At 49.5% G+C, this 19,158-nt stretch carries 15 protein-coding genes and 1 tRNA gene; 7 read left to right on the top strand and 9 right to left on the bottom strand.

All coding sequences use genetic code 11. The annotated features are described in order from the left end of the window. Positions 1 to 492 precede the first annotated feature (492 nt). From EDM21_RS24295 to EDM21_RS24270, 7 genes are all read right to left on the bottom strand, one after another. Positions 493 to 1,554 carry an L-threonylcarbamoyladenylate synthase gene (locus EDM21_RS24295; protein WP_235918351.1) on the bottom strand — a complete coding sequence of 354 codons (1,062 nt, stop codon included), beginning with the start codon at positions 1,552 to 1,554 and terminating at the stop codon, positions 493 to 495. A gap of 30 nt (positions 1,555 to 1,584) precedes the next feature. Then, on the bottom strand, positions 1,585 to 2,289 hold the full coding sequence (gene spoIIR, locus EDM21_RS24290; RefSeq protein ID WP_157338934.1) for a stage II sporulation protein R: 705 nt from the start codon (positions 2,287 to 2,289) through the stop codon (positions 1,585 to 1,587). A 180-nt stretch (positions 2,290 to 2,469) separates the two neighbouring features. Continuing rightward, positions 2,470 to 2,604, bottom strand: coding sequence for a hypothetical protein (locus tag EDM21_RS25290; protein WP_268893106.1), 135 nt, complete (start codon positions 2,602 to 2,604; stop codon positions 2,470 to 2,472). A 49-nt stretch (positions 2,605 to 2,653) separates the two neighbouring features. Continuing rightward, positions 2,654 to 3,550 carry a peptide chain release factor N(5)-glutamine methyltransferase gene (gene prmC / locus EDM21_RS24285; RefSeq protein WP_157338933.1) on the bottom strand — a complete coding sequence of 299 codons (897 nt, stop codon included), beginning with the start codon at positions 3,548 to 3,550 and terminating at the stop codon, positions 2,654 to 2,656. A 6-nt stretch (positions 3,551 to 3,556) separates the two neighbouring features. Next, the gene (prfA, locus tag EDM21_RS24280; protein ID WP_157338932.1) at positions 3,557 to 4,627 is read right to left on the bottom strand and encodes a peptide chain release factor 1; all 1,071 of its coding nucleotides are present in this window, start codon (positions 4,625 to 4,627) and stop codon (positions 3,557 to 3,559) included. A 198-nt stretch (positions 4,628 to 4,825) separates the two neighbouring features. Beyond that, entirely contained in the window at positions 4,826 to 5,926 is a 1,101-nt protein-coding gene (gene ychF, locus EDM21_RS24275) for a redox-regulated ATPase YchF (protein ID WP_157338931.1), read from the bottom strand. Between the two features lie 69 nt (positions 5,927 to 5,995). Then, complete coding sequence (locus tag EDM21_RS24270) at positions 5,996 to 6,355, bottom strand: hypothetical protein (protein WP_157338930.1); 360 nt, start codon at positions 6,353 to 6,355, stop codon at positions 5,996 to 5,998. Between the two features lie 686 nt (positions 6,356 to 7,041). On the opposite strand from EDM21_RS24270, the gene tadA reads away from it, so the two are divergent. The 7 genes from tadA (at position 7,042) to EDM21_RS24235 (ending at position 14,075) form a co-directional block, all read left to right on the top strand. Continuing rightward, entirely contained in the window at positions 7,042 to 7,575 is a 534-nt protein-coding gene (gene tadA / locus EDM21_RS24265) for a tRNA adenosine(34) deaminase TadA (RefSeq protein WP_157338929.1), read from the top strand. Positions 7,576 to 7,637: 62 nt separating this feature from the next. Next, a tRNA-Arg gene (locus EDM21_RS24260) sits at positions 7,638 to 7,712 on the top strand. Positions 7,713 to 8,431: 719 nt separating this feature from the next. After that, positions 8,432 to 9,313, top strand: coding sequence for a class I fructose-bisphosphate aldolase (locus EDM21_RS24255; RefSeq protein WP_157338928.1), 882 nt, complete (start codon positions 8,432 to 8,434; stop codon positions 9,311 to 9,313). Further along, positions 9,310 to 10,071: an amidohydrolase family protein gene (locus tag EDM21_RS24250; protein WP_157338927.1), complete on the top strand. Its 762-nt coding sequence runs from the start codon at positions 9,310 to 9,312 to the stop codon at positions 10,069 to 10,071. The genes EDM21_RS24255 and EDM21_RS24250 overlap by 4 nt, the downstream gene beginning before the upstream one ends. A 21-nt stretch (positions 10,072 to 10,092) precedes the next feature. Further along, positions 10,093 to 11,457, top strand: coding sequence for a phenylacetate--CoA ligase family protein (locus EDM21_RS24245; protein ID WP_157338926.1), 1,365 nt, complete (start codon positions 10,093 to 10,095; stop codon positions 11,455 to 11,457). 26 nt (positions 11,458 to 11,483) lie between these two features. Then, positions 11,484 to 12,806 (top strand): 3-dehydroquinate synthase II family protein, encoded by a 1,323-nt coding sequence (locus EDM21_RS24240; protein ID WP_338044044.1) that lies wholly within the window; start codon positions 11,484 to 11,486, stop codon positions 12,804 to 12,806. Positions 12,807 to 12,827: 21 nt separating this feature from the next. Further along, positions 12,828 to 14,075, top strand: a complete 1,248-nt coding sequence (locus EDM21_RS24235) for a phenylacetate--CoA ligase family protein (protein WP_157338925.1) — start codon at positions 12,828 to 12,830, stop codon at positions 14,073 to 14,075. Between the two features lie 185 nt (positions 14,076 to 14,260). Here EDM21_RS24235 and EDM21_RS24230 read toward each other — a convergent pair whose 3' ends face one another. Then, entirely contained in the window at positions 14,261 to 16,363 is a 2,103-nt protein-coding gene (locus EDM21_RS24230; RefSeq protein ID WP_235918349.1) for a putative bifunctional diguanylate cyclase/phosphodiesterase, read from the bottom strand. Between the two features lie 285 nt (positions 16,364 to 16,648). Next, positions 16,649 to 18,661 carry an FAD-dependent oxidoreductase gene (locus EDM21_RS24225; protein ID WP_157338923.1) on the bottom strand — a complete coding sequence of 671 codons (2,013 nt, stop codon included), beginning with the start codon at positions 18,659 to 18,661 and terminating at the stop codon, positions 16,649 to 16,651. Positions 18,662 to 19,158 lie beyond the last annotated feature (497 nt).

Raw genomic sequence — 19,158 nt, 5'->3', positions numbered from 1 at the left:
TTTATCTCAAGCTGAATAGCTCAAAAATTCAATGCTGACGAGAATTTCTTCTCTGTTTAGCGTCCTGATTGCTCAAGACGTTTCAATCACTCGTTGTTCAGTTTTCAAAGGACAATCTCTTGCGTGTTACTCGTTTGTACCGGCGTTTCTCTCGGCCGGAATTACATCATACCAAGGATAATCACATTTGACAACCAGAAAAATATTCCAATTGCAAAAAAGTTGTTTTCACTCGTTTTTCCGATAATCCACACAGTTGTCAAAGGGAGCGAAATACAGCTCAAAGCAGCTTATTCTGCTCCCTCAACCCTCATAGACTTTTCTCGTTCTATATATAGTTCTATATATAATAGTACAGGTTTCCTGTTGTTATAGAGACCACATTTACTGCTTCTCTCACGCTAGGTCCATACATACTTCATCCGCATTGCAGTCTGCATACGAATTTCACTATAGGATGTATAGATTCAATAGCATCAAGAAATACGTCTTCTATACTCGAACGACCTCATGTCCGGCAGCTTTAAGCAGCCGATTCATGATTGCACGTCCGATGCCTGCCTCCGAACAGCCCTCAGCGAGTATAAACGTCGCATGCTGCTGATCGAACTGCCGGAGCGCGCTATACAGCCCGCGCGCAATCGTATCCGGCTGCGCAAGACTCCCCGCAGCCACGACCACATCGGCGCGGTGCAGACCGCGCCGTTCATCGAAGGTGAGCACGCCTGTCCGCTCACCCCGGGCTTTGGCGGCGTCCAGCTCACGCCGCATCCATGCGGCGACCGCTTGCGGGTCGTCGCCGAGAACTACACGCATGCTGCCCCTGGGGGCATAATGCGTGTACTTCATGCCGGGAGCTCTAGGCGTCCCGGCAGGCTCCTCTGTGCGCGCGGGCTCGCGCACAGACACATCCGGCAGCGCTTCGCGAAGCTGCTCGGCGGTAACGCCTCCGGGGCGCAGCACGTAAAGCGCTCCGTTTGCCCACTCGACAACAGTCGATTCCACGCCGACTCCTGTCGCCCCTCCATCGACAATACCGCCGATAAGGCCGCCTAGGTCTTCGGAGACGTGCTCGGCTGTTGTCGGACTAGGCCTGCCCGAGCTATTAGCGCTGGGAGCCGCTACAGGACAGCCTGCTGCTCTCAGCACCGCAATCGCAACCGGATGGTCGGGTATTCGTACCCCGACCGTATTAAGCCCCGCCGTAACCAGCGGGGACAAAGCACCTGTACGAACTGGGACGATAATAGTCAGCGGTCCGGGCCAGAACGCATTCATGAGCCGCTGCAGCGGCTCAGCCGCCTCCTCGGCAAAAGCATCCATCTGATCCCGATCTGCGATATGTACGATAAGGGGATTATCGGATGGGCGGCCTTTGGCCGAATAGATACCTTTTACCGCATCCGAATTAGTAGCATCCGCGCCAAGGCCATATACGGTCTCGGTAGGAAAAGCAACCGTTTCCCCAAGCCTGAGAAGACGGGCCGCTTCAGAGATTGCTCTGTCAGCGGCATCAACATCTGATTTATGATTAACGACCCAATGTTCGGTCAAAGTTGCATCACCCTTATTGATGTTCATGTTTTATCCAAACAGATTCATAAAGAATCCGAAGACACTCTTCAATATTTCCCACAAGAAAAACTTAACCTCGGTATCCCCATTAGCTGCAGCATCAGCAGCCGTTAAAGTGGAGTCTTCCCCGGCGTTCCCGCCTTGCGGCGCTTTCTCCCCTGCCCCAGCATCCTGTTGTCCATCGGCAGGAGCTGCCTGCGCAACAGCTTCGCCAGAAACACCATCTACAAAACAAAGAGGAGGAAACAATACGCACCACCAGTTCTGGCCCTTACCTTCTCCTATCCTTACACGAAGTGCCTCATAATCTCCGGCCGGGTATACGCGGTTACCATACATTTTAGTCGGGAACGGGACTTTTCCTAACTCTATGGTATAAGGAACATTGCCCAATCCGCGAAGCTGGAGCGTCTCGGCGACGACTTTTTCAAGCAGAGGCAAGTTCTCCTGAATGATTGTACGGGCTTCATCCAATGTCTGGGGCCCCGTAACCCACTGGTTCATCTGCGCAAGGATGGCATCCCTTACCTGGCTCTTAACAGCCTGATCTTCCGGTCTGTCCGAATTAGCGAGAATACGCAGTCTGATTGCCTGCTCGGGTATGGCGGGTTCGGCTAGAGCCGCATTCGTGCGTACGCCTTCCCAACTCATCATCATGATAATAATAGCGAACAGCGTATAATATAAGTGCTTGTATGATTTACGAATGACCATTTTAATTCCCTCCCATTACCGGAAAGCTCTGACTTGTCTGAAGTAGATTAGTCACGGCTTCCCTCTGTAACAGTTAGTATGGTCAAAGCAAGTCACTATTAAACTAGCAATCTATCTTTTTTCACGTGGAACATTGGAATATTTTGGATGATTAAGAGAGAGTTTCTACACAGGTCGGGCTTACAGGCTTATATTACGGGCAGAAGCAGAACCAATCACTATGGAGATTAGATGCGCCTTGCTCTCCAGTAACGCTATAACCGATTCCTGTTCTCTTACAAAAATCAGGATCGTTCGCTGATCCACGCTCTTCACTCAAGCCTGTTGCCTCCCGTGAGTCTCTCCCTCACTCTCTCTTCCTCACTTAATCAACAGCCCCGATAGCTAAAACATGCCGGTCAATACCTGCAAGATCTTTTACAAAGCGGATCTCGCTCCAGTCCCCTGCAGCGCGCAGCATATCAGCCACCGCTCCAGCCTGATAAATGCCGACCTCGAGGCCCACCAGCTTCGGCTGCTTCGCAAGCATCGGGATTTGCCCGCAGAGGCGGCGGTACAGATCAAGCCCGTCATCGCCTCCGAACAAAGCAAGGTGAGGCTCATAGTCGCGTACCTCGGGCTGCAGCCCGGGTGCATCCCCCGCCGGAATGTACGGCGGGTTAGACACTAGAATATCGATCGCCAGACCTCGATCGATACAAGGCTGCAGCAGATCGCCGTCATAGAAGGCGATCCGCTCTGCAACGCCGCAGCGCCGGGCGTTGCCCTGTGCGACCTTCAGCGCCTCCGGCGAGAGGTCGCAGGCGGCCGCGCGCCAATCCGGACGCGCGTGCAGCAGGCTCACCGGAATGGCTCCGCTCCCGGTGCCGATATCCGCAAGAAGCGGAGCGCCTTGCGGGTACAAACGCGAGCCCTCGCGGAGGATTTCCTCCACGAGGAGCTCGGTTTCCGGACGCGGAATCAGAACCGCGTCTGTGACTTGCAGCGTAAGGCCGAAGAAATCCTGTTCGCCGGTGATATACTGCACCGGCTCACCTGCGGCCTTACGCTCTATCACCTCGCGCCACTGCTCCAGGTGCGCGGCAGGGAATGGTTCTTCCATGGCCAGGAAGAACTGCGTCCGGCTCCAGCCCAGCACGTGCTGGAGCAGAATCTCTGCGCAAATGGAGGCGTCCTGAATTTGCTTCTCTTTCAAAAAAGAAGAAGCCTGGGAATAGGCTTCTCGGATAGTCATGACGGCTTTAATTTCCAGCCTTTTCATCGGTTCTTATTGCTCCCCTTTTTCAAGAAGCTCGGCTTGGGCCGTCATGGTCAGTGCGTTGACGATTTCGCCAAGATCCCCATTCAGCACCATATCAAGCTTATGAAGAGTCAAGCCGATACGGTGATCGGTTACACGGCTTTGCGGGAAATTGTAAGTCCGGATCCGCTCGCTGCGGTCACCCGTGCCCACTTTACTTTTACGCTCACCGGCATACTTCGCTTCTTCTTCCTGTCTCTTCACATCATAAATACGGGCCCGCAGGACTTGTAGAGCTTTGGCTTTGTTATCATTCTGTGATTTACCGTCCTGGCAAGTCGCCATAATCCCTGTTGGTACATGCAGCACCCGGACTGCCGACTTGGTCGTATTAACGGACTGCCCGCCAGCACCACTGGAACAGAACGTATCTACACGAATATCGTTATCTCTGATTTCGATATCGATTTCTTCCATCTCCGGCATAACACCTACGGTTGAAGTAGATGTATGAATACGGCCGCCCGATTCCGTAACCGGAATCCTCTGCACACGGTGCGCCCCGCTTTCGAATTTCATTTTGCTGTAAGCGCCCTTGCCGTTGATCATGAAAATAATTTCTTTGAATCCGCCAAGGTCATTCACGTTAGCTTCCAAAACTTCCGTCTTCCAGCCCTGTGCATCAGCAAACTTGCTGTACATCCGGTACAGATCACCGGCAAATAGAGCCGCTTCATCACCGCCAGCGGCACCGCGAATCTCAACAATAACGTTCTTATCGTCGTTAGGATCTTTAGGAAGCATCAATACGGTAAGACGTTCTTCAAGCTCGTCTCTGCGGCCGCTTAGTTCCTCGATTTCCATTTTGACTAAATCACGCATCTCGTCATCCAGTTTCTCGGCTTGCATAGCTTTCGCAGAATCAAACTGCTCCAGAACATCCTTGTACTCCACATAAGCGTCGTAAGCATCCTGAAGATCCGATTGTTCTTTGGAATATTCGCGAAGTTTCTTGGTATCGCTCGTTACATCCGGGTCACAGAGCAGTTCGCTCAATTTCTCATAGCGATCCGCCAGAGCCTGTAATCGATCCAGCATTAGGATCACTCCTTACTCAAATTTCATGATTTCTTGCTATATAAGCCAGCCTGATCTCCATTAACCATAGAAGAACAACAGGAGAAGCCGGGGCCATGGAAAGCGTCCTGCTCCTCCCCATTCAAACGCCCGTACTGTCTGCCTGCTGCAATTTCGTTCTCATCACTCTATATGCAAACCTGAACCCGCTACGCGTTGCTATACGTTGAAACGGAAATGCATAACGTCGCCGTCTTTCACGACATACTCCTTACCTTCCAATCGAAGAACGCCTTTCTCACGGGCTGCCCCCATAGAGCCGCAGCTGACCAGATCATCATATGAAACAACTTCCGCACGAATAAATCCGCGTTCAAAATCCGTATGAATAACGCCCGCTGCCTGTGGAGCCTTAGTACCCTTCCGAATCGTCCAGGCTCTTACTTCCTGAACACCCGCTGTAAAGTACGTATATAAGCCGAGCAGTTTGTATGCGGCCTTAATTAGACGATCCAGACCCGATTCCTGCAAGCCCAGTTCTTCAAGGAACATCTCTTTGTCTTCGCCTTCAAGCTCTGCGATCTCGGATTCAACTTTCGCTGAAATCGCAACAACCTCCGCGCCTTCCTTAGCCGCGAATTCCCGTACCTTCTGCACATAAGGGTTGTTATCGCCATCCGCCACTTCCGACTCGCTCACATTCGCCGCATAAAGAACTGGCTTCATTGTAAGCAAGTGCAGGTCCCGCACGAGTATGCGCTCCTCATCGGTCAGTTCGACACTGCGTGCCGGCTGATCGTTATACAGCGCTTCTTTAATTTTCTCAAAACATTCTACTTCAGCGGCGTACTGCTTGTTACCGCCCTTCATATTTTTACGCGAACGATCAATCCGTTTCTCAACCGAGTCCAGATCAGCCAGGATCAGTTCCAGATTGATGGTCTCGATATCCGAGATAGGATCGACTGTTCCCGATACGTGCGTAATATTCTCGTCTACAAAACAACGAACCACATGAACAATGGCGTCTACTTCGCGGATATTGGCCAGAAATTTATTTCCCAGTCCTTCCCCCTTGCTTGCACCTTTAACCAAACCTGCAATATCGACAAACTCAAAAGCAGTCGGCACGACCCGGTTCGGGTTCACAAGTTCGACCAGCTTCTGCATTCTTTCGTCAGGCACTTCAACTACACCGACGTTTGGATCAATCGTACAGAATGGATAATTGGCGGATTCCGCACCCGCTTGTGTAATTGCATTAAATAGTGTCGATTTTCCAACGTTCGGCAACCCGACGATTCCTGCTTTCAAAGCCATGTATGTGACACTCCTTGATTCTTAGATTAAAAATGCACCATCTTATATTATAAACCATACGTCAAGTCGTTACAATTTAGAGATTCTATAGAGCGCACCGAATACACCTACCGACCATATTCCTCCCAGAAGGACGAAGCCGTGAAGCGCAATAGGCAGAAAAGCTGAACCGTCAAAAGGCAGCACCATTCCCCATAAAAAGACGGGTGGCAGTTGTATGACTATTAGAGCCGAGACTGTCAACGTCATTACTACGATTACGGCGTGCTTGAGGTATCCGGAAAGCAGCAAATATACAATTCCGCAGGCCATAATAAGGCCCAATGCTATGGAAACCATAGCCCACAGACTGACACTCTCCCGTTCGGATCCGAGTTCATGAGCCAGAAATTCATAAGAGAAGGCTCCCTGTTCTTTTATGAAAGGCAAGTAAAGCATTCCTAACACCATACTCAAAAAACATGTTCCCGATACTGAAAGCAAATATTTGCGATTAAAGGGTTCTGGGACCCCTATTATTTTAATTGGCATAGATACGTCACCTCTTCAAGGATTTACCTTTTATTAGACGGTTGAAAGGTGTTAAATGTTTCCGGGTGCGCTTGAGTTTTTTTAGCGCACAATTATGCCTTAAACCGGTCCTTATCAACTTAGTTATCCACAGTAAAATCAGTTATTAACAATACTATCCACAAGTTGTTAACAACCTTTAAGTTTTTTTATTTTATCCACCTGTGAGTAATTGATTTTTTGTCCGAGATAAGACTGAATAACTTTTTTCCTCAACCGCAATGAACCGATGTTATTTTACAAAAAAACCGCGAGTCCCCTTGTCCTATCAGTAAATAATTAATTGAATTTTCAAATAATTTGTTCAATTTAAACTTTAATAATCATTCTTGTTTAAGTGGCTTATCGGCTTTTGCCCGAGGAAGCAGGATTTAGGGCCTTGTTGCTCTCGATAGCGGTTTTGGTTAGACTAATAGCACCTAAATAAAGGCGGCAAATAAGTTATCCACATTTATATCCACAACATGTTAACAAAGGAATAAACGTTCGGGGAATAACTCGTTTTGTTACACTCTATTTCCCAAATACTACAGAGGAGTATACACATGCCAAATGAACGACAGGATAACCAATTTCTATCCGAACATGAGTATTGGATGCAAGAGGCCATCAAGGAAGCTGGCAAAGCGGAGACTTTACGTGAAGTGCCTATTGGAGCAATTATTGTACGGGATAATGAGATTATCGGACGGGGCCATAACCTGCGTGAAACTTCCCTGGATCCTACTGCTCACGCCGAAATGATCGCGATCCGCGAAGCAAGCGAACGAATCGGTGCCTGGCGGCTGCTGGAATGCACACTTTATGTAACGCTGGAGCCGTGCCCCATGTGCGCGGGGGCGATTGTACAGGCCCGCATCCCACAGGTGATTTACGGAACAACGGACCCCAAGGCAGGATGTGCCGGAACCTTAATGAATCTATTGCAGGAAGAACGCTTTAATCATCGCGTCGATGTAGTAAGCGGTGTCCTGCAGCAGGATTGCGCCGCGCAGCTGACCAACTTTTTCCGGAACCTCCGCCAGCAGGCTAAAGAGGCCAAAAGCAAACTGGACCCGCAACAGCAGCCGGATAAATAGTTAAATCAAGTGCTTTGTTCCATAAACAAACCTGTGTTATACTAAATATCGAATTTGCCCATGCGCCCGTAGCTCAGCAGGATAGAGCGACAGTTTCCTAAACTGTGCGTCGCGGGTTCGAATCCCGCCGTGGCGCGTTTTTTATTTCAGCATTACCTTGTAAGCTCACTTTCGACTCGTCCGTATATGACGGGCAATCTATAATTTATATAAGCAAACCTGCCAGTCATCAGCGGAGGTTTGCTTTTTTATTTATCTCTGCGAATTTTGTAAATCCCTTTTAAAATTCTTTAGAAAATTCTTCAACATCTTATGAATATATTTTACTAGTTCTGTTTAACTACTTATTTTTATCAGCGTTTACATCCTTAATAATAATCCTTCGCTGGAAAGCACCCGGCCTAACTCCTGCAAGGTGCGGTTAACCATAAACGCGTTCTCATTCTTATCTCTAGATAATTGAACAGGTACGAGGGTCCTGATTATGAGGATTTTTTTTGTTTTTGTTCTTTTTTAAAAAATTCAATTTACTTTTTTTGTCTAAAAAAGTAAAATCATAGATGAAACCTACTACTGGTTGATTTTGTATTCTATTACATTTAAACCAATGTGGATCATGGTGACTATTCTATCCCCCATCAGAACTGACATCTGAGTCCTTCGTTCTAAGACAATAGTCCGATTGTTTCCCTCTATTTAAAAGAAATTACTCCATCTATCGAAATTTGCCGGGATAAAAACTGCATGATCCAATTAACTTATTGTTTTCTAGCACACCGTTTAAGAGAGTAAGAGATCTATTCTCCTGAACATGCGTTTTCATTTTCATCTATTTTTGATCGGAGAGGAGAACCATATGAGCAAGCTGCTGCGGCTTTCAAAGCTTTTTCACCCTAAATCCGGACGTTCTTTAATGCTTCCGGTGGATCACGGGACTACCTATGGACCTCTTCGCGGATTGTCTTCTATGCCTGAACTGGTACGTATAGCCAACCGATTCCGGCTTCAAGCCCTTATTGCCCACAAAGGCGCGATTCATCGAGCGCTGGAAGGAGACGAGCCGGCTTGGGGCACTGAATTTATTCTACATCTATCTGCATCCACAACGTTAGGCCCAGATCCATCCCGGAAACAAATTGTATCTACCGTACGTCACGGGCTGCAAATAGGCGCTGCAGGGATTTCCGTACATGTGAATGTAGGCGTCCCCCAGGAACATGAGATGATTCGCGATCTGGGTATAGTATGCGATGAAGCCTATGCGTGGGGAATGCCCGTGCTGGCTATGATGAATGTCCAGGAGGACACGTCCTCCCTGTCGGCAACTTCACGTAAGATTGCCCATGCTGTCCGGTTAGCCGGTGAACTGGGTGCGGATCTTGTGAAGATCCAGAATCCATCCAGCCCGGAGGCAGCTGCTGAGGTTGTATCCGCATTCGATATTCCGGTGCTGCTGGCGGGTGGAAACTCCACAACCGATAAACTCGCTTTCTTCCGAGGTGTACAAGAAATGCTGGATGCCGGGGGCCGCGGACTCTGTGTAGGCCGTAATCTTTTCGAAGATCCGCATCCTTCGCATATGTGCCAAGCTCTTAGCGACCTCGTTCATAAAAGATGCAGTCCCGAAGAGGCCTACAATACATATAGCTTATACGAACAGGAGCTCGTTTTAACCGGGAATCCTTCCCGGGCCAAGATTAGTCATCTCGATATGGAGACATGGGAGGAATACGCATGATTATTGATGGCCACGCTCATATTTCGCGTGAAGCCCATAGCAGTCCCGAGCTGCTGCTGGCCGATATGGAAGCGGCAGGCGTGTCGCGAGCTGTCCTGGTACCGGGAGGGATGCTCGACGTCCGCCGTATGACGCGCTTTATTACCGGACAAGAGCGGCCGATCACGACGATTCCGCCTAACGACGTGGTGTTGGAGATTATGCGTGAGCATCCCGACCGTTTCTACGGTTTCTGCTGCATTAATCCGGGTGACGGGACTGAAGCGGCCTTGGCGGCTTTAGACGAAGCACATAACAATGGATTCAAGGGTCTCAAAATGTCCCCTCTCGTCCACCAGTTTGCTTTTACAGGAAAAGTATCTCAGGAACTCGCGGCTCTATGCGCCGACTTTAATATTCCCTACTATACTCATGTCCTTTTTAATCCAAACGTCAGTACGGCTGCACTGGGTGAACTCGCGAAGAGCTTTCCCAAAACAAATTTTGTGATCGGACATATGGGAGTCGGCCCTCTGGATATCGATACGATTGAACTCGCAGCATCACGGGACAATATTTATCTGGAGACTTCTACCGCAAATCCACTTGCTATTATGACCGCGATCCAGCAGGCCGGACCGGACAAAATCTTCTATGGCTCCGAGTTTCCACTCTCTGACCCGTATGTAGAACGGGTCAAAATTGAACGTTTGCGCATTTCGGACGAAGATAAGGAAACCGTTCTATACCGCACGATATCTCGTTTACTGGGACTATAGAAAAGGGGAGGTTAGTGATCCATGGCCATCGCTTTAAAAAGGGGAACCCAGGTGAAAATCATCACCCCAGCAAGCGAAACGAATGAAGACCGCTTTGAGCCTCATATCCGTTGGTTCCAGGATCTGAACGGACGGGGTCTTTCGATTGAAAATCTAAGCCGCTCTGAAGTAGAGGCCTATCATCGGCGTGTTCTTTGGAGTCTGCTGCAGCATGCGTCCGAGACCAATCCTTTCTATGAACAGAGGCTGAAAGAGGCCGGACTTACGCCGGAGGAGGCATCCGATCCGGAATTTTTTGCGCGTCTTTCTTTTCTGACAAAAGAGGATCTCCGCGGCAATCCCCAAGCCATCGTGTGTAATCCGAATCTCGCTCATATTCATACTTCAACCGGCACAACTGGAGGTAAACCGATCTATATCGGCCATACCCTTAACGATCTGTACCGGCTGGATGTCGCCCCCAACTATCCTTCCCTTATGCAGGATACCAAAGGTACGGTAGTCGGTAACGCACTCCCGTATGAAATGAGTTCTTCGGGCCTTTCGTTTCATCGTGTCTTTCAGGTCATGCAGGAATGCACGGTGCTTCCTCTTGGCAAAGGGGGTGCTTACTCACAGCCCGATAAGGCTCTCGAGTGCATGCTTGCCTGGAATATAAAGACGCTCGTCATCGCACCTTCCTATGCAGTTACACTTGCCGAGAAGGCACACGAACTTGGAATAGACCTGCATCGGGATTTTAAGCTCTGCCATTTATTTCTGACAGGAGAGGGAGCATCCCCTGCCCTCCGAGAAAGAATCGAACGACTGTGGAATTGCCCGGCGACAACTTTATATGGTTCTTTAGAAGTAGGATTAATCGGCATTGAATGTCTTCAGCACGAGGGTTTTCACTTAACGGAAGGACATGTGTACGCCGAAATCGTCCACCCGGCAACCGGAGTCCTTCTGAAGCCCGGTGCTACGGGGGAAATCGTGCTGACTTCTCTTCTGCGCGATGGGATGCCCGTGATCCGTTACAAAACGGGTGATCTTGGCTATATCGAAGAAGACCCCTGCCAATGCGGCTGTAAGCTTCGCCGCCTTCATCTGCGCGGTCGTTTAGGCGATCAGATTAAGCTGCGCAGCGGCCCGTTCTCTCCCCTGTATCTGGAGCAGCATCTCCTCCAGCTTGCCGGTGTCGGCAACTGGTACCGCCTGATCATTGAGAATGGCGAGCTTCTTGTTGAGGCCGAAATGGCTTCCCCCGATCTAAACCCGCAACTGCTGACTGCAGAAATCGAGGCTCATCTAGGATCAATTGTAGGTCAAAAATGCTCGGCCAGGATCGTCGACCGGGTGGAACGCGATGCCGGAAAAGCACGGCGAGTTCATTGTATATATTAGAGAGGAGACTGAACGAATTGAGTAAAGTGCTAAAAAATGCTCCGGCGGATAACAAAGCCGTTGAAGCAGAGACAGACGCGTCATCTTTAAACCTTACAAATAAAGAAAACCACGACAACACAATGAAAGCCGCAACAACTGGTGACAAGAATAAAGCGGGAGGAACCGGGGGCTCGTCCAGTTTAAATAATGCCCGCACTAAGCCGATCGCACCCGTACGGACCAAGTATGCTTGGTTCGATATTAGTGAATTAACCGCACCGGAGCAGTGGAGCCCGATTGTGCAGGCTCTTCCTCACCAGAAATTCACAGGTGTCGTGGCCGCTGAGCAGCAACTCGAACAGATCCCGCCCAATCTTGCGAAAATCACTTATGTGGAGGGGGTTCCCTCCACGGATAAATTGACTGCGTTAAATGCAGCTTATGACATTGTGATCCTAGAGCCTTCTGTCATCACAAGTAACTGGTTCAAGCGCAACCGCGGGACAATTACGTGCAAGGTCGGTACGACCGTGAACGTAACGGACCCTGCCTCCCTTGAGCTTGCGGTAGCCATGACTCATGAGGTGCCGCTCCTGATCGTAGAATTCCGGGATGATACCAAAATCCCGCTGGAAATTGTACTTGCCGATGCCCAGAATCATGGGACTGAGGTCGTTATGAAAGTCCGTGACGATGTGGAGGCCAAGGTTGTTTTCGGCGTCCTCGAATGCGGTGCGGACGGGGTTCTTATTGCTTCCAGCGACCTGGGCCAGGTCTATGCAGTCGGTGAAGTACTTACTTCGACCGGTGATAAGAGCGGCCAGACACTCCAGAAGCTCACAATCACCCGCACGGAACATGTCGGTATGGGCGACCGTGCCTGCATTGATCTGACAAGCTACCTGGGCCTGGATGAGGGAATTCTTCTCGGCTCGTTCTCCTGTGGCGGCATCCTTGCCTGCAGTGAGACCCACCCGCTTCCGTATATGCCAACAAGGCCCTTCCGTATTAACGCGGGCAGCCTGCACACATATGTGCTCGCTCCTGACAACCGGACCTGGTACTTGTCCGATCTGCGCTCGGGAATGGAAGTCCTCGTAGTCAGTACGTCCGGTAAAGCGCGCCGGGTGTCTGTCGGACGCGTCAAAATCGAGCGCAGACCGCTGCTCTACATCGAGGCCCAGGCCGATGACGGCACGAAACTCAACGTCATCATGCAGGAAGATTGGCATGTCCGTGTCTTCGGGACAAACGGTCAGCCTATTAATATCACTACCCTCAAACCAGGTGATCAAGTACTTGGCTATACCATGGACCCTGGACGCCATGTCGGCGTCAAAGTGGATGAACTTATTATCGAACAATAGAGCTTGAAAGGGGGACTACCGATGTCCGTCAAATTCGCCGCCTTTATGGACCGCTTGGCACAGTCGCCTTTTTACCAGCAGCATCTTTCACCGGAACACAAAACGATTCGCGATCTAGATCGCATCGGAGAGCTTCCGCTTACGACGAAGGACCATCTCCGTGAGGCGGGTCCGTGGAATTTGCTTGCAGCTGCGCCCCAAGATGTGGCTGAGTATTTCGAGACGTACGGCACAACCGGTCCACCCGCATCCGCCTGGTTCACACGGGCCGATCTGGAAGCCGGAGGACGGCAGATCCTGGATTCGGGGCTGCGTCTGACGAATGAGGATCGGCTGCTGAACCGGTTCCCCTATGCGCTGTCGCTGCCCGCTCATCTTGTGCAGCAGGCCGCTTGGCAAGCCGGAGCATGTATCCTGCCCGCCAGCAGCCGCAGCACGATGACGCCTTATCCGCGTATCATCGAACTGCTTCGCAAGCTGAACGTCACCGTGATCACGGGGCTAGCCCGTGAAATGGAGCTGCTGGCTGAGACAGCCCGTCTTCTTGGGCTAGACAGCCGCAGCCGCTCTGACTTTCCTCACCTGAGAGCGCTAGGCGTCGCAGGAGAGCTGCTGGCAGAACCCCGGCGCCGGCATATTGAGGAGCTGTGGGGCGTACCGACGTACAATCTCTACGGCTCTACGGAAACCGCAAATATTGCCGCCATGTGCGAGCATGGTATTCTTCATGTGGCCGATCGTGACTTCCATGTGGAGGTTCTGCAAGAGGATTTGTCAGGGCCGGTTCATTCGGGCAGTAAAGGCAGGGCCGTCATCACAACTCTAACTCATGAAGGTTCTCCATTACTGCGGTATTTGAACGGTGACATCATCTCCCTGGAATCTCTTACCTGCCCATGCGGCAGGACCGGGCCTAAACTGAATCATTTCGGCCGTTCCGGTGACAGAATCAGCGTGGGCGACCGTCTGCTGGAACCGCACGACATTCACGAAGCAGTCTATTCCTTGCCGAAGCCTCCCATTGCCTGGAAGACAACACCTGGTGGTGACACGCTTCTGGTAACCTGCGAGTGGCCGGCAGGTGAAACAGCCCCCGTTCATGCGGCATCGCTGCTCACGGAACATTTGGGACTCCCTGTCGCTGTAAGGACTGTCGAAAGCGGGATTCTGCTCGATAGGCAGACACTCCTGGAGCAGCAAGTTAGCGTGAAGCCGCAGTATATCGAGCAGCCTTCTCCGGTCCTGCTCGGATACGCGCAGCAAAAATAATTATCACCGGCGGCCCCCGCAGAAGTTCCCGACCGACAAATGTTCCACATAATTTATTCTTACCAAAAGCAAAAAGCTCCAGCTCACATGAAAGTGAGGGCTGGAGCTTTTGCTTTTTCATAGCCTCTTATAGCCATCCAGATTCCTGCATTTCCGTTAAGTCCGGCAGGCGGTTCTTCTTAACCCTAAGCCCTGACAAAGGGGCGCGCAAGCCGCAGGAGGTCAGCTGCATCCTCCGTAGGAAGCGGCCGGCTGATATGATAACCCTGCCCCATGGTACAATTGTTGTGCTTGAGAAATTCCAATTGGTCTTCACGTTCGATGCCTTCTCCGATCAATTCGAATCTGAGATTACGTCCCATGTCAATAATCGTTCTGACCAGAGCCTCGGTGTTCGCATTCATTCCAATCTCAGCGATAAAAGTCCGGTCTATCTTAATGTGATCAATAGGGAGCTTATCCAGCAGAGAGAGAGAAGAATAGCCCGTTCCAAAGTCATCGATCGATATTTTCACTCCGATCCTCTTCAGTTCAGTCAGTATCGCAAGCGATTCCTTCATATTCTGCATGATACTTTCCGTGATCTCCAATTCCAGATCTCCAGGCTCCATTCCTGTCTCCTGCAGTACCCTGGCAATCAAATCGATGAATTGCTTATCCTGAAACTGCCTGACCGAGATATTGACCGCCATCCTGATCCGGGGCAATCCCTCTTCACGCCATCTGCGATATTGTTCGCAGGCGGTCTGGAGTACCCACTTGCCTATAGGGACGATTAGCCCAGTCTCCTCAGCTACCGGAATGAACTCTCCAGGCGTTACATTCCCAAGCTCTGGATCCTGCCAACGTAACAGCGCTTCCATTCCAACAATTTGGCCGTTCTCAAGATTAATTTGCGGTTGATAATGCAGGGTGAAAAGCTGATGCTCAAAGGCACGGCGGAGACCGTTTTCCAGTTTAATTTTGCGTGCCAGACGATTATTGTGAACGCTGTAGAACTGATAATTATTTTTGCCGTTTTCTTTGGAGAGATACATAGCCATGTCTGCATGCTTGATTAGCGCATCCCGTCCCAGCCCATCATGCGGATACATACTAATTCCGATACTAGTAGTCGTATAAACCTCATGCCCATGCAGCTGAAAAGGCTGTATAAACTGATCGAGAAGGGCTTGAGCTTGTTCTCTGACCATGCTTTCTGATCTATTCTCCAACAAGATCACAAACTCATCTCCGCTGTGTCTCGATACGATATCATTGGGGCCTACAGATTCTTTCAATCTCTCCGCAACCTGACGCAGCAGCATATCTCCGTAAACATGTCCGACGGTATCGTTAATGTTCTTAAACCGGTCTAAATCAAGGAAAAGGACAGCAAGCTGAATGTTAGCCTGTTCGGCCTGCTCCAATGCAGTATCCAGACAATTATTCAGGTAACTCCGGTTGGGAAGGCCTGTTAAAGTATCATGGTAGGCCATGTAATTTATTTTTTCTTCTGCTTTCTTCCGCTCTGTTATATCTTTGCCGATGCTCATGCAGGCTTTTTTGCCTCCATAATTTGTAGCTACCAGAACCAGCTCGCAGCTGCGTACTTGTCCATCCATCCGCATATACCGCTGCTCCATCGTGGCGGAGATTCCCTTTTCCAGCACCTGCTCCACGTGTGTTAACGCACTTCTGCGACATTCCGGATGCAGGAAACGCAAAGCTGATCGGCCCGTCAAGGTAGTCAGCGAATAAGCACCTAAAGCTTTGACCGCAGCCGGATTTGCATAAACCAGCTTTCCGTTCTGCTGAACGACAATCGGTTCCGGACATATTTCGATCAAGCTCCGGTAACGGGCTTCACTCTCCTTGAGGAGATCACGCTCGATCATCATTCTTCGGAAGAAATAGCTGAGGGAAGCATACACCACCGTATTGAACATAACACCAACGAGATTCACACGCATGTAGTCAAATTGCACCGTGGGGAAATAATTAAGAAGAAGATAGAGGATAAAACCCGCGCCTACTATTATGGGCGCCCATAGACCCGGCAGTAAAAAGGCGTATAGCAGGAGAATCGTATACATGACAGAAGGAAGCTTGAAATACTCGATATCCGGCAGAAGCGTAAACAGAATGCCGTAAGCAAACAACCCGAACACATACTGCAGCGGGACAGACTTTTTAATAAAAACTGCGGCGATGATGCTGCCTAAAAACAAGAGGACATCCCAGTTGTGTGTGCTGGTGCCGGAATTTTTAAACAGATTATTCACGATTGTAAGAACTAATAAAGTCAATAAATAAGCTTTCCCATTTCGGGCAATGTGCTTGTAAACCGGATTAGACCTTAACTGCCTCATGCAAGTGAGCTCACTTTCCTTTGAGAAGTTCATTTAATGAGAAGTTCATGTAAAGACGGGCTAGATATAGCTAGATTTTTCCATATATTATCATTATAGCAGATTTCTCCTAGTTAGTAGGACAAATTTCTTTACTCTGTGCAAAAAAATCCCCAGTCACAAGAAAAAGGCTGCAGTGCCGCAGCCTTTAACATGGATAACCTTCAACTATTCAATTGCAATTTAATTATAAACGACGCCCGCCTGCGCTTTGAGAACATCCCGCAAAAGAAGATAAATCTCACCATACGTAAGCTTTGCTTTATCGGTAATTTGTTCGTAGGTGGTCCCATTGACGATTTTCTGGTCAAGCACGTATGTGGCAGCTTCATTCCGTTTTACTTTGGCACCTACAGCCTGGCTGATCGTCCATGCTGCCTGCTCCCAAGTCAAGCCGATCTCATCCGGTTTCGTCAATCCCTTGATCGTTACATCCGCACCGGCAGTCAGAGCCTTAGGATAAGCTTTACTAATTACGGTGCGCATCGTGTTAATAGCATTCACCAACTGTTTCGGATTAGAAGGCTTGTCCAGCGCGAAATCATTGGTTTCATGTCCGCTTGCGATTCCTAAACTGACAGCCGTCTTCAGGCCCTCGTAAGCTTTATGTTTCGTGTAAGCAGGAGCACCAAACGGATAAGGCTGCAGCCGGACTCCCTGTTTAGTCAGCTTGTCCTGAAGCTCCGTTACCAGCGGCTTCGAATTGGTCATATCGCGGAATGTCACTTTCCGCTCCGATGCAATCGCCGCAGCCGCTCCAGCCGCCTGCCCGGCGGCCATCCCGACAGGTACCGTTCTGGCAGACCCGTGAGGTAAGGTATCAAAGCTGGCAGACCGGCCTACAACGAGGATTCCATCTACCTTTTGCGGAACAAGTGTACGAAACGGAATCGCATACTGCGCAGGTTTCATAATAATCGTTCCCCGGTATTTCGCATTCGTACTTTGTATATCGGCGTTGTAAGAACCATAGCCAATTTTGTCCCAATGATCCCGGTTATCAAGCAGATCTGTCATCGTCAGTCGATACTCCCCTATCATATGGCGAGATTCCCTGACATACAGTTCAGGAGCTATACTGCCGAGTTCCAGAGGAGCCAGTTCCGGATAATGCTTCTTCATATGAGCAACCACATGCGGAATCTCTGTTTTGCCGATTTCAATCCCTTGTTTGACGGATTCCGGATTAAGAGGATCTACCCCAAAGATCTGCAGGGCATTAATCAATATTGTGCCATCCTTTTGTCTGCCGATGTTCAGGCCTCTCATTCTGACCCGGTCGGGATTCGTAGATTCATAATTCCACATATCGGAATAGCCCCAGCCGCTCATGGCGTCTGCCCCCATACCTTTACTGAGGTTCGGATCACCAGCGCCCTTCTTAATCATCTGCTGCCAAATATCGTCAGTCATGCCTTTAAGGCTAAAGACGAGCGTTACAGCCATCAGTGATTTCTCATCCCCGAGATCCCCCCTGCCGAATGTGAACGGTACACCTGCGGCGGCAGCAACATCGGCATCCTGCGTAGCGTCAATAACCGTCCTTGCTTTGACTTTATGTATCTTTCCATCCGCAGTTGTAATCGTCAGGCCTGTTACGGTTTTGGCCTCACTGTTCGAATTTGCGGAATCGGTAACGGTAGGTTCCAGAGCAGATGCGTGCATCAACAGATCGATTTTCTTTTCTTTGCGAACCAGTTCATAGAACTTGTTGGCGGCAGTTCTAATATCAAACGAAGTCCCCTCTACACCTTCGCGCCATTCCTGGAAAATACCCTCGTTGAGAAATTTATCCGGATTGGCCTGGCCATCCTCATTAGGAGCAAAGCTGTTATCCAGACTGTTCAGCCATCCGATTGTAAAAAGCCCTCCCAATACATCTCTGTCCCTGGCCTCAACGAGCAAGGTCTTCTGGCCATTGCGTGCCGCAGACACAGCCGCTGCTATTCCTTCTGGATCGGTGCCGATTACAATCACATCGTATTCTTCATCAGGCGCTTTAATGGATACCACTTTCTTAAAGCCCGGCGATTGGCCAGGAGCCCCCGCTTCGATTCCATTCACGGCCCACCAAGCCCACCAGCTGCAGCTGATAAGTATGAGAAACGTAAACGCACTGATTAATCCCATCCCTTTGCTGGGCAGCCTCCAGGTCCTTCTCTCTAATTTTTTCAACATTTCCTTGATCTGCTGCATGACCAACCTCATCCCTCGGCATAAATATAGAATCGTTAACCTATAGCGGAATCTTGCCATGATAAATAAAAAATAGCTGCCTTTCATGTCAAATAATCTCTTATTATGACGAATGGATACCTGTAATGGTTTCATCTCACGTATTTCAGCAGCCGGAAAACCTCGATACGATAAGAAATTTCATCTTATACATCAAAATACTTCAAAATTATGGAACCTGTAACCCTTCATCCTTAAATTCGTTCTCTAGAGCCCACTTCCTTCTTTAAAAACATACAAAAACCAACCTTTAGTTACATTTTTCACCTTTTCGGGTAGTTAGGTAACAAGTTTTTTATATAACAAAAAACAGATCTCCCTAATGGAGATCCCAGCCTGTAGACAAAGTTCCGCAAGGAGCAGGGTCTACAGGCTTTTTTATCGAATTAGTAAGTAAAACGGTGAGCCGAGGTGTAAAAAATGCTGAGTAAGAGCAATAACGAAGGTCGCTTTCAAGT

The sequence above is a fragment of the Paenibacillus lutrae genome, from assembly GCF_009757775.1.
GTDB lineage: Bacteria > Bacillota > Bacilli > Paenibacillales > NBRC-103111 > Paenibacillus_F > Paenibacillus_F lutrae.
The sequence above is the reverse complement of the archived record's forward strand: the minus strand, read 5'-3'. Positions and strand labels throughout refer to the sequence as shown.